Source organism: Bradyrhizobium roseum, assembly GCF_030413175.1.
In the GTDB taxonomy this organism is placed as follows: domain Bacteria; phylum Pseudomonadota; class Alphaproteobacteria; order Rhizobiales; family Xanthobacteraceae; genus Bradyrhizobium; species Bradyrhizobium roseum.
Genome location: NZ_CP129212.1, coordinates 4,385,494 through 4,398,997, shown reverse-complemented (window position 1 = coordinate 4,398,997; position 13,504 = coordinate 4,385,494). Strand labels below are relative to the sequence as shown.

Here is a 13,504-nt window from a genome sequence, read left to right as displayed (position 1 = left end):
ATGCACCGGGTATCTCGCCGATGACCGCCTCGAATCGCGACACGTTGCGGCGGTTCTTCCTGCTCGGTTACGACGAATTGCGCGCGCGACTGACGCGGCGCTTCGGATCGGTCGAGCTTGCCAGCGACGTGCTGCACGAGACCTGGTTGCGCATCGACAATGCCGTTCCGGCCGGTGTCGTGCATAGCCCGAGGAACTATCTGCTGCAGATGGCGGCAAATGTCGCGCTGAAGCGCTTGAAGGCGGAAAACGGCTTCGTCACGCTCACGGACGCCAAGATGGCGGTCGGCATCGTCGACGACGCGCCCGGCCCCGAAGCCGCCGCGATGGCGCGGTCGGAAGTCGCGCTGCTTGCAAGGGCATTGTCCGAGCTGACGCCGCGCCGCCGTGAGATCCTGCTGGCCTCCCGCCTTGAGGGCATTCAGCTCTGGGCGATAGCCGAGCGCCTCGGTGTCTCGCAGCGTCTTGTCGAGATCGAACTCAAGCATGCGCTCGCTCATTGTGCGTTACGCGTCGGACGAAGCGCCGTAAAAAGATTCGGTCCCGCCCCCTCGAAACGATCTCAGGCAGATGGGGGGCTGGACTGATGTGTGCTGCAAGACCGCGTCCCGACGACGCTGGACATATGGCTGGCGAAATTTCCGACCACCCGGCGGGCTTCCTGGCGGGGATCGACCGCGAGGCGCACGATTGGGTGGTGTTTTTCGCCGGCGGCGATGCCGGCCCTGCCGATCTCGATGCTTTCAGGCAATGGTCGGCGCAGGCCGGCTACACCGAAGCGTTCGCGCGGGCGTGCCGGCTCTGGGAGGCGGTCGGACCGGCAAGCAGGCAGATGACCGGCGCCGATGCGCCCGAACAGATCGTCCATATCGGGCGCCGCGCCTTCATCGGCAGCGCGCTTGCCGTGTCCGTGGCCGCGACGGCTTACGTTGGCGCGCGTTCCCCGCTCGGTCTTTGGCCGTCCTGGTCCGAGCTCGCGGCCGACTATCGGACCGCGCCGGGAGAGCAGCGCCGGATCGCGCTTTCCGGAGGCCCGTCGATCGAACTCAACACCCGCACCAGCATTGCGCTGAGGGCGTCGACCCATGGCGGCGCGGAGCGTGTCGAACTGTTTGGCGGCGAGGCGGCGATTGTTGCGAGCCCGGAACTGCATCGCGCGATCGAGGTGGCCGCCGGAGAGGGCCGCGTCACGGCGGTCGATGCCACCTTCAACATGCGCTACGAGCGCGACGTCGTTTGCACCACCTGTGTCGCGGGGGCGCTCGAGGTCGCCTTTGGAAATCGTTCGGCCGATCTCCGGGCCGGAGCGCAAGTCGCCTATTCCGGCAGCGGGTTGGGAAAGGTTACGATGGTCGATGTCGGCCTTGTCACCGCGTGGAAAGCCGGCATTCTGGTGTTCCGATCGACGCCGCTCGCAGATGCCGTCGCGGAGATCAACCGCTATCGATCCGGCCGCATCTTCGTCACCAACGCCGCGCTCGGACGCCGGTTGTTCAATGCGCGGTTTCCGATCGCAAATGTCGACGGCGTCGTTGCGCAGATCCAGCAGGTTTTTGGCGCATCCGTCACGACTCTGCCCGGCGGCATCGTGCTGTTGGGCTGATCCCGCATGGCGGAGGCCGATCGGCGGACGAAAAGCAAGCGAGGCGAGACGCCGGATGATCGAAGTTTTTTTTCGGTGCCGGCCTCCGGGAAGGATCTAGGCAGAGATCGCAACGCCGAAACAACGATTGCGATCATTGTCGTCCCGTCCTCGCGCGAGAATCCCTGATGTCCCACAATCCGTCTTCCGCCCGCACGTGCTTGTTCCTGCGCCGGGCTCTGCTCGCAAGCGTCAGCATGGCGGCGTTGCTTGCTGCTCCCGAGGCTTCCGCGCGTCAGTTGGGCGGGAATACGACGACGACATCGCCGGCACTGCAAGCGGTGTCGCAGGAATCGCAGCGCGCCGCGCAGCAGGCCGCGGATTCGCTGAGGCGGGCCACCCAGTCCATTCAGGCAATGCAGGCCGCGCAACAGGCCGCTCGCAATCTGGCGCGCACCGTGCCGGTCACGATACAGAACGGTTTGCGGCCAGGCGGCCTGGTGGTGATGCCGGGCGCAACCCCAAGTGCGACCGACGGCGGCGCGGGATTGTGGCAGGGCGCGAATCTGCCGACCGAATCCAACAATGGCGGCCGCACCCAGGTCACGGTCAAGCAGAACGAGCAGAAAGCGATCCTGACCTGGAAGGAGTTCAACGTCGGCCGCGAGACGGATCTCTATTTCGATCAGCGGGCCGGCGGAGCTGACGCCAGCAACTGGATCGCCCTGAATCGGGTGGACGGCAACGTCGCGCCGAGCCAGGTCCTCGGCTCGATCAAGTCCGAGGGGCAGGTCTATGTCATCAACCGCAACGGCATCATCTTTGGCGGCGCGAGCCAGGTCAACGTTCACACGCTGGTTGCATCGAGCCTTAGCCTGTCCAATGCGCAATTCATGGCGGGTATCAACAAGGAACTCTATGTCTTCAACGATCCGTCCGGCAACAGTATCGCGATGCCACAGTTCGGCTATCTCGGGCAGCAGCGACCGGTAAGCGGTACGTCCATCTCCGCTGCCGGTCAGGTGCCGGGCGTCGTGATCGGGGCGGCGTCGGGCGACGTGCGCGTGGAGGGCGGGGCGCAGATCACCACCGCCAGCGGCGGCAAGGCGATGCTGTTCGCGCCGCACGTCGTCAATTCCGGGCAGATTCTAGCGCCCGACGGTCAGGTGATCATGGCCGCCGGCGAGCAGATCTATCTCAGGACCAGCACGGCCTGGCCTGATCCGATCACCGGCAAAAGCACGTTCCGCGGCCTCGATGTCGCGGCGTCCGCGCCGATGCGCTGGATGTTTTCCTACGCTCAGGCGGCACTGGAGACGGACGCTTTCAGCACGGACATCAGGAATATCATTCTGCCCGAGATGGAGCAGCGTGCGGCTGCCGTCGGTTATCGCGTCGTCAACAACGGCGTCATCCAGGCCGATCATGGCAACATTACCCTGACCGCCCGCGATGTCTTCCAGAACGGCGCACTGCTGGCGTCGACTGCGCTCAACAACCGCGACGGCTCGATCCGCCTGCAGGGCTTCGGCCAGGGCATGGGCTGCTATTCGAGCTCGTACTGCGATCCATCCGCTGGAATCCTGTGGTATTGGTCGAAGAGCGGCACGGTGACGTTGGCGCCGGGCAGCGTCACGGCGGCGATGCCCGATCTCACCGACACCAGCGAGATCGAGCTGACATCGACGGGCACGCGCTACCGGCCCGGCCGCGTCGAACTGCGCGGTAACTTCATCAACATCGAAAGCCAGGCGAACGTCATCGTTCCCGCGGGCACCATCAGCGCGGTGGCGAGCACGGATGGATGGGCGAGCGACGATCCAGTTTCCGGTGAGCGCAAGCGCGACGGCAGCCGCATCTACGTCGGAGAGGATGCCTATCTCAGCGTCGCCGGATTGCAGGACATCCTCGTCGCGATGGAGCGCAACGTCGTTCAGGCCGAGTTGCGTATCAACGAGCTGCGCGATTCGCCGCTGTTCAAGGAGTCCTGGCTGCGCGGACAGAAGATCTACGTTGACCGGCGCGCCGGCGGGACGTTCACCGACGCGCTGATGTCTGGCGTGCGGTGGGTGACCGACGCGAACGGCAATTACGTTCCGGGGGCTTGGCAGGGAACGCCATTGGCCGACGTGTCGGCGTGGGTCGGCGTCGGCAAGACCGACATCGCCGAGCTGTCGACGCAAGGCGGTTCGATCACCTTGAAGTCGGCCGGCTCGCTGATCACACGATCGGGCTCTCTGCTTGACGTCTCGGGCGGTTCGGTGCGTTACACGGACGGCTGGATCAAGACGACCAAGCTGCTCGGCGCCGACGGGCGCGTCTACGACATCTCGGAGGCTCGGCCGGACCAGGCATATGTGGCCTTCGCCGACGGCTTCACCGTCTCGCATGACCGCTGGGGCGTCACGGAAACCTGGAGCGGCCTCCGCGGCAGCAACAGGGGCGCCCGCTTCGAACGCGGTTACACGGAAGGCCGCAAGGCCGGCTCGATTCAGTTCTATGCGGCCGAAGGCGTCGTGCTCGAAGGCGGCTATTGGGGCGGCACCGTCGTTGGCGAGCGCCAGGCGGCCACCGGCAAGCTGGCGCAGGCGGGCACGCTGGCTGTCGGTGACAACAGCGATGATGCCAAGCAGTGGCTGCTGGCCAACCTGATCGTTTCGAACAATCCGGTACAACTGCCGTCCGACTTCAGCGCAACAACACCGCTTTCTTCGTTCTGGTACAGCGGCACGAGCGGCGTCAATCCGCCGTCTGACGACTCATTTCTGCTTCGTACGACCTATCTCGATTCCGATGTCCTGAGTGCGGCAGGCTTCGGCAAGATCGAACTTTTCGTCACCAAGAGTTTCACGCTGGAGCAGGGCGCGGTCCTCGAACTGGCGCCCCGTAGTTCCTTTGCGGTTCGAGCCAACACCGTCGATGGTTACACCCAGCAATTCAAGGTGGACGGGGTGATCCGTGCCGCGGGCGGCACCGTCACACTCCGTGAAGCCGAGGGCGTGCATTTTGGCGCCCATGCCGCCATCGACGTCAGCGGCCAATGGGTCAACCAGAAGACGGGAATCGCAACGTTCTTGGCGCCGGTCATCCGTGGCGGCAGCATCGATGTCATGAACGCGCGGTTCGAGCCGGGCGCCGTGCTCGATGTCTCCGGCGGCGGTTGGTACCGACTGTACAAAGGCAAGTACGAACTGCGGGCAGGGGACGCTGGCGCCATTACGTTTAGCGGCATCGACGCCGCGGAGCTTCTCATGGTTGACATGCGCGGCTATGCGGCCGGGTCGGGCGGCAGCCTGACCGTAAACACCGGTTCGTCGCTCCAGATCGGGGGCGCAACTCCGGCGCCCGTGGGCACTGTCCGTCTGGCGGAGTCGCTCTACTCGGATATCGGCTTCCGCTCGATCCAGATCACCAGCGGCGGCAACATCACGGTTGCTGACGGGGCTACCGTCCGTCACGTCCCGCACAGTATCGACTTGACGGATGCGGCTCGCATCGAAACGGGTGCATCGATTGCGGACGTTGCCCCGCTCGTCGTGCTGCCGTCCCCACAGCGCGCCGACCTTGCGCCGACCTCGCTCTCGCTCACCGCCCGCAATGTCACGATCGGAGCCGGGGCCACCGTCGCGACCGATGTCGGCGGCGGCATCACCCTTGCGAGCCAGAGCACGATGGCAGGCGGATCGGTCAGGATCGATGGTCGGCTGGAAGCGCTGGCCGGACAGATCAACGTTCAGGCTACCTCGGGTACCGTCACCGTCGCCAGCACGGCGGCGCTGGTGGCGCACGGCGCACCGCGCATTGAAGCGGATGTTCGCGGACAGCGAGATGGTGTGGTGCTGGGCGGCGGCTCGGTAAGCATCGAAGCAGGTTCGATCGCGCTTCAATCGGGTTCGCTGATCGACGTCTCGGGCGCCAGCGGCGAAGTCGACGTGCCAGTGAGCGGTGCGCTGGGACCGCGACAGAGCGTTCCGGTGACGCTTGCCAGCAATGGCGGCTCCATTTCGATCACGGGCACGGGGCTGCTCGAAGGGACATGGCGCGGCGAGGCCGGCGGCAGCGGCGCGCGCGGCGGTGCCATCACTTTGTCCACCACGACGGCGCCTGTAATTCTCTCCGACAGCGCGGCCGCGCAGGCCGGTCTGGTCTTTCGTCCGTCAATGCTCCAACCGTCCGGCTTCGCCGATCTCACGCTCAGTGCGACTTCAGTTCGGCTGGAAGGCGTCGACATCGCGCTTCGCGGGTCGCTCTCGATCAGCGGCGCGCTGGTCAATGGCAGCGGTACCGACTCGCACCTGTCGGCATCCCTCATTTCTCTGAACGGAGCGTCCGTCGCGACAGCTGCGTCAAGCGGTAAGCTGACGCTGGCCGCCACCGTAATCGATGTGAAGCAGGCGGCCATCCGCGGTTTCGCGCAGGCGGTGCTGGAGGCCACCGACATTCGCCTCGTTCCGTTCGCCACTGGCCAGTCGGCTTCGCTGGATATGGCCGGCGTTCTGGTGCTGAAGGCCGCCCAGATCTACCCGGCCTCGCAAACCAGCGCGACGATCACGGCGAGCGAAAAGATCATCGTCCAGCAGAACGGCGTTGCCGGTGTGGCGCTGTCGGCGGGTGGTTCATTGACGCTGCAGGCGCCGGTGATCGAGCAGCGCGGTACGCTCAAGGCGCCGTTTGGCCAGATCGCCCTTAAGGCGAGCGACAAATTGACCCTCGGCGCCGGCAGCGTCACCTCGGTGACCGGCGACGGCCTGCTGCTGCCCTACGGCAATCTCAGCAACAATGAGAACTGGACGCTGCCCACCGGCAGCGGCCAGCCGCCCATCATCACGAGCCCGCCGGAGAAGCGCATCACGCTGGAGGCGCCGAGCGTCGACCTTGCGGAGGGATCCGTCGTCGACATCCGCGGCGGCGGCGATCTCTATGCCTGGGAACATGTACCGGGCCCCGGCGGCTCGCACGACGTGCTGACGCGTCCGGGAATGTACGCGATCATGCCCGCGATGGGCGCGGTGACCGGGACCGGCGAGCGCATCTGGCTCGATGGCGGCAATGGTATCGCGGCGGGGTGGTACACGCTGCTGCCGGCGCGCTATGCGTTGCTGCCGGGCGGCTATGCCGTGCAGATGATGGGCGGCGCGCAAGGCACGTCGCTTCCGCAATCTGTCGGCCTGGCCGACGGCTCGACGGTCATGACCGGCTATCGTGGCAACGCGCTCGACGGCAGCCGGGATCAACGGCCGTCGTCCTGGCGGGTGATGTCGGGCGACGTCGTGCGCAAATACAGCGAATACAATGAAGCCTACGCCAACACGTTCTTTGCTTCCGACGCATTCAAGCTGACGCAATATCGCCTGACCGGAAAGGACATCGTCACGCCGCGGCTGCCGATGGACGGCGGCGCTGTCGTGTTCAAGGCGACGCAGGAACTGATCCTGAACGGGCAGTTGCGCTCGCAGGCGGCGGGCGGCGGTCGCGGCGGACTGGTCGATATCGCGGCGACGAAGATCGCGGTCGTGGGCGCAGAGCAGGATGCAAGCGGCCTGCGCGCCGGCGGCTATCTGGTGCTCGACGCCACCAGCCTGTCGAATTTCGGCGCCGGCAGTCTCTTGCTTGGCGGTACGCGAAGCGGCGACGCGCGCGGCTTGCGGGTAGATGTCACGGCCGACGATATCGTCGTGCGCAACGGTGCAGGTTCGGCGCTGACGGGGCCGGAAATCATCCTGGCCGCGAGCGAGACGATCGATATCGGCGCCGGCAGCGTCATCGTTGCGACCGGCGAAGCGCCGCGCGGCGCGGGCGATCTCGTGGTGACGCCGCAGGTGCCGGGCGACGGCTCCGCGACGCCGTCGCGGGACTGGGGCGCATTGATCCGGCTGTCCAACGGCGATGCGGTGCGGGTGATCCGCGAGAACGTGGACCTTGCGGCCGGCGGTGTGGTGACGATCGGCGCGGGAGCGAGCCTTGCGGGCGGCAAGGCGCTGCTGATTGACGCCACGCGAAACACCAATATGCAGCCACGCGCGCAGCTTTCCGGCGCGACCCTGTCGGTGTCTTCCGGCCGCATCGGCTTTGGCGGCGGCAGCGGCCTGGTGCTCGACCAGGTGGCGCTGGCGATGCTTGGCAACACGCAGAATCTGATCCTGCGCAGCTATACCAGCATCGACTTCTACAATGCCGTCGATTTGTCCGGCTTGCGTGCGGTGAACCTCGATGCGGCGGTGCTCGCCGGTTATGGCAACGGCCAGATCGATGTCACGGCCGGTCGGCTGGTGCTGGAGAACTCGACCGGCACGTTCAGCGAGCCTGTGGGTGTCGGCCATGGCCGCCTGAATCTCGTCGCGGAGGAGCTGGCCTTCGGCCAGGGCGCCAAGGCACTACGCGGCTTCGACACGGTGGCGCTGACCGGCACCACGCGCATCGTCGGTGAAGGCAAGGGCTCGCTCGATGCCGGCACTGCCACGGTGACGTTGGCGACGCCGGTTCTGACCGGCCGCGGCGGCAGCGCGCAATCGCTGACCACGGCAGGCGGCCTCAGCGTCGCACGGTACGGGACGATAGCGCCGGCGCGCGACCAGGAGAGCCTCGGCGCGCGCTGGAGCCTGACCGGCAGCTCCGTCGTGTTCGGCGGCCGTGCCGATGCGCTGGGCGGCACCGTCGAACTGACCGCCAGGAATGGCGACGTGACTCTCACCGAGGGCGCGCTGATTGATGTCGGCGGCTTCGGCAAGCAATTCCACGACGTCGCGGAATATACCGATGCAGGACGCATCTCGCTGACGGCTGTCGGCGGCTCGGTGCGGATGGCCGCCGGCGCGGTGCTGGACCTCGCCGCTCAGCCGGGCGGTGGCGGCGCGGGGACGCTCGCGATTAACTCGGACGGCAGCCAGTTGGTGCTGGATGGTGCGATCAGGGCGCAGGCGGCGGCCGGCCAGCGCGGGGCTGCGTTCTCGCTCGACATCGCGCAACTGCCGGACTTCGCGGCGCTGAACCAGCGGCTCAACGGGGCGGGGTTCTCCAGGTCGCGCGACTTCCGCATCCGCAGCGGCGACGTCACGATCGACGGCACCACGGTAACCGATTCATTCACGCTGGCCGCAGACCATGGCCGCGTGACCATCGCCGGCACGATCGACGCGCGCGCCCGCTATGGCGGCGCGATCGCCATCTATGGCGGCAACGGCCTCACCATGACCAACACCGCGGTATTGCGGGCGGGTGCCACCGACAGCGTGGATAACCTCGGCTCCGGACGCGTGACGCTCGGCATCTCGGCCGGCACGCTGGTCGTTCAGGGCGGCCTGATCGACGTGGCGGGCGGCGAGGGTGGCAAGGTTACGCTGCGGGCGCCTGTCATCGTTCAGCCGGGCGCCGACACCGTCAACGTCAGCTTCGCCGGCAATATTGCCGGCGCGCGCGAGATCCTGCTCGAGGGATTCAAGCGGTTCGATCTCGCCGATCTCGCGAGCAATCCGGATTTCGTCGGCGTGAAAATCAATGGCAGCGGCCAGGCCGAACTCGATCTGGCTGCCACGGCCGCGGGCAAACTGAACGTGCTGGCCGAGTATGGTGCGGGGACGCTGGTCGAGTTCGTGCGCGACTTCGACATCTCGGCCGCGTATGGCGCGCTCGGCAGCCTCGCGGGCCAGTCGAACTTCCATGCCCGTCCGGGCATGGAGCTCAATTACGCCGGCGACATCGTGCTCAAGTCGAACTGGAATCTCGGGGCCGGCACTGTCGACCAGGCTGCCGCGATCGCGGCCGGCGTCATGGCCATCGACCCATTGCTGGGCAAGGCTTACGTGATCGCCGGCCAGGAGGGCAGGCTGCTGCGCGACTACACGCGGATGGTCTACCGCACCGGCGGCAGCATCCTCGGCGAGTCCGGTGTGTTGACGCTGCGCGCCGAAGGCAGTCTCGATCTCAAAGGCAGCATCAGCGACGGCTTCTTCCAGTTCGGCGATACGCTCGACAGCAAATACATCGAGATTAACAAGACGACCGCCTCGGCGTTGACGCTCATCCTCAACGGCGGCCGAAACAACACGACCAGCAACCTCACGGCCTACAGCAATGCCGCAACGGCCCTTCCGGCCGCCTATGCCGGCATCAGCTTCTCGACGCAGGGCATTCAGAAGCTCCAGACCACGGCTGCGCCGCAGACGACCCCGGCGCCGTTCAATGCTGCGGCGAATTCCCCCGCCGCCACGGCACCCAATGAGCTCGCAAACGCGGTGTTGTTACCGTCGATCACCAAAACGGATGGGACCACGGTGGCCGCATCGTCCTGGAGCCAGACGCTCGTGGCCGGCGCCGCACCGGTAGGCCAGAGCGCGGACCCGGCGCGCCGCGCCGCGGGCGCTGCCGGCAGCATCACCCTCAGCAGCCAATCGCCCATCTCCTACATCAGTGGCGGGACGACTGTATCCGACGTGACTCTCGTGGACGTTGATCCAGGCTTCAACGCGATCCTGAAACCCAGCGCGACGGGCGCCACCGTGAATCCTACGGTCTGGCTCTCGACCCTCGAGACCGCGGCAGGCGCTCGCCTGAATGCGGATTCGAGTGCCGTCATCAATCTGGGAACGACCGGCGAAGCCGGTTACGCGTATCTGCTGAGCCTGTGGAACGGCTATGCGGCATCGAAGGGATTGACCGACTCCAATGGGTACCGGCTGATAACCGCATCCAGCCGGATCAACGTCGTGACGAAATATTCGACTTTCGCGGACTTCTATACGACACGGATATTGCCCAACCTGCGCACCATTGCGCTGCTTTATTCGTCGGTTCAGCCCTCTACCACGACGAGCCTGGTGACGCCCTTCGCGGCCGTGCGAACCGGAACGGGCGACATCGCCATTGCCGCGAACGGTGACATCAAACTGATCGGGGCGGCCTCGATCTATACCGCGGGGGCGCGGGATCTCGCACGGCTCGACGATTTCACGACCGCGCCCGGCAACGCCGCGTTCGGCGTCGGGGGCGGGCATCTTCAGATTTCGGCCGGCGGCAGCATCGATGTGACGCTCCCGACCGACCGCACGCAGATGCAGCACTACACCGAGTGGCTGAAGAAGCAGGGCGCCCTCGATGCATCCTATGTATTCGGACCCTACACGCACTCTTCATTGGGTGGTCAGCCAGCGCGGCAAAGCGCGTGGTGGATCGACTACGGCAATTTCGAGCGCGGTGTCGGGGCGCTGGGTGGCGGCAACGTCGCGGTGGATGCCGGCGGCGATCTGGTCAATCTGACTGTCGCGCTTCCGACCAACGGCCGCGTGCGAGGCGGACGTTCCGTCGAGGAGCGCAAGCTGCTCGAGTTGCGCAACGGTGGATCGATGTCGGTGGTGGCAGGCGGGGCAATCCGTGCCGGCTATTACTATGTCGGCCGCGGCGCCGGCACGATCGAGGCGGCCGAGTTCGATTTTGGCCGCTCGGTCAATGTTCGTACTCAGCAGAACGTGACGACCTATGCGATCGCGCCGATCCTGTCTCTCGGCGACGCGACGCTGGATGTGCGCACCGCCGGCGATCTCACATTGCAGACCATGCTCGATCCATTGCTGGTCGGGAAGGGTGAAGCCAGTGAGCTGGCCTATATGAGCGGTCAGACCGACCGCACCGCGCTGAGCCTCACTTCGACCGGCGGTGACGTCACCATCGTCGGCCAGGTCAAGTACCTGTCAAAGGACGTCGACTTCGTGGTATCCCCGACCGCCGCACGTTACGTCTCCGAGGTGAACGACCTGGCTGGAAACCTCTATCCATCCAAGGTTCACATCACGGCGCTGAATGGCTCCGTCACCAACGCAGGGCAGATCTACGCACTGCCGGGCACCAGCCCGGAAATGCGAATTCTTGCCGCTAACGACGTGCTGACGGGTGAAATCGTGATGTCCCGTGCATCGCTCGGCATGATCCCGTCGCCGCTCGAGCCGGTGGGAGGAAGCGGAACCCCAATCCAGCTGCCGTCCTATTACAGTTTTCGCGATGTTCTCTACAACGACATCGTCGCTCCGCCTTCCAATCTCAACGGGCACCAGCTGCATCTGTATGGCCTGCGGAATCCCGAGCACCTGCCGAACGAGAACGACTACGAGCCGAGCCGTATCTATGCGTTGGGCGGCTCGATCGTCGGCTTGCAGCGTCCGCCGACGTCTTTCTCGAAATTGCAGGCGCTCATCACGTCGAATGAGCAGACCTGGTTCCGGGCCGACAAGGATATCCGCAACGTCGATTACTCCTTGCGCAACATTCATCGAACCGACGTTTCCCTGCTCGAAGCAGGCAACGACATTATTGGCGGCACGATGGTGATCGGCTCCATCCAGAGCGGCACGCGCTTTGGCGGGAAGGTCGAGATGCTGGGGCCGGGCGCGCTCGTGCTCTCGGCGGGGCGCGATGTCTACGGTACCGATTTTTCACTCTACAGCCGTGGAAATCAGGGCTACGACACCAACAATCGCGTCTTGCCTGAGACGAAGATCGCGGGTCTTCCCGATCAGGGCGCTGCCATCAGCGTGATGGCAGGACTCAAGGGCAAGCAGCCGTCCTACGCAGCGTTCATGGCCGCCTATCTCGATCCGGCCAACGTCGCCGCGATGCCGGACTATCTCAAGACCACGTTGCCCGACGGCACGGTGGTGCCGCTCTATCTCACGGACGCCTTCGAGACCCGAAAGAGCGGCAACGTGAAGACCGTACGCAACGGCGTCGTCTCTTTCGTAGAGGAAATGACCGGCGAGAAGCTGTCGCCGCTCGAGGCCTGGGCGCGGTTCAAGACACTGCCGCAACTCACGCAAGAACGCTTCCTGCGCCAGGTTTACCTGCAGGAACTGCGCGAGGGAGGAGCGGACCAGAACCTGCCGGGCGCGGACGGCCAGCCGCGCAACGGCGGTTACAACCGCGGTTATGCGGCCATCGACTCCCTGTTCCATGGCAGGGAGTGGAAGGGCGACGTGACCCTCGGCAACGGGCTGTTCCGCACCATGGCCGGCGGCGACATCGAAGTGCTGACGCCGGGCGGGAGCTTGCAGGTTGCGGCGCTGGGTACCGAGCCCGGCGCCGGCTACGGCCTGGTGACGCTCGGGTACGGCAACATCAATATCTTCGCCCGCGACAACATCGTCGTGAACCGCTCGCGCATCCTGACCTTCGCCGGTGGCGACGTGACCATCTGGTCGACGCAAGGCGATATCGACGCCGGGCGCGGCGCCAAGACGACGCGCGTGGCATCCGCGCCGGAAGTTCAGACCGACGCCAATGCTGTAACGAAAGTGCTGGAAAAGGCCGACATTTCCGGCAGCGGCATCGGCACGATTGTGGGCTTCACCGGCGTCGAGGAGGGCGACGTCAACCTGATCGCGCCGCAGGGCACGGTCAATGCCGGCGACGCCGGCGTACGGGTGAGCGGCAATCTCAACATTGCGGCTCTGTTTGTATTGAACGCCAACAACTTCCAGGTTTCCGGTGAAGTCAAAGGTTTGGCGGCCAAGGATACGCCGCTGACGGCGCTCAAACTCGACACCGGCGATTCGAGTCAGAAGACGGCCGCCGATGCCGCAAAGGATGCAACGCAGTCCGGCAAGTCCCAGCAGGCTTCCATCATCATCGTAGAGGTGCTCGGCTATGGCGGCGGCGGTGGCGACGCGCCGGCTAAGGAAGACGAGAAGCAGTCGCCACGGCGAGATGGTGTGAACGAGCAACGCACTCAAAATCCCGACAGTGCCTACCAGGTTCTGGGCGCTGGCCAGATGACGGCAGAGGAGGCCAGGCGGATAATTGCCGAGCGCCGCCGCGGTTCGACTTCGGGAGGGTCGCCACGCGTGGAATGAGCATGTCGTCATTGTTTTGACCGTGACGTCCGAAAAGGCGAGGCGCCGGCACGCTGAACGCAACGTCCAGACCGCGTCATTCCGGTTT

The 13,504-nt window shown here is 65.5% G+C and carries 3 protein-coding genes; all 3 read left to right on the top strand.

Features of this window, described 5'->3' with window-relative positions; translation table 11 throughout:
* The first annotated feature begins 20 nt into the window (after window positions 1-20).
* The 3 genes from QUH67_RS21135 (at window position 21) to QUH67_RS21125 (ending at window position 13,416) form a co-directional block, all read left to right on the top strand.
* Entirely contained in the window at window positions 21-587 is a 567-nt protein-coding gene (locus QUH67_RS21135) for an RNA polymerase sigma factor (RefSeq protein ID WP_300940915.1), read from the top strand.
* Window positions 588-625: 38 nt separating this feature from the next.
* Window positions 626-1,603 (top strand): FecR family protein, encoded by a 978-nt coding sequence (locus QUH67_RS21130; RefSeq protein ID WP_300940913.1) that lies wholly within the window; start codon window positions 626-628, stop codon window positions 1,601-1,603.
* Between the two features lie 167 nt (window positions 1,604-1,770).
* The gene (locus QUH67_RS21125) at window positions 1,771-13,416 is read left to right on the top strand and encodes a filamentous haemagglutinin family protein (protein ID WP_300940911.1); all 11,646 of its coding nucleotides are present in this window, start codon (window positions 1,771-1,773) and stop codon (window positions 13,414-13,416) included.
* Window positions 13,417-13,504: the final 88 nt, after the last annotated feature.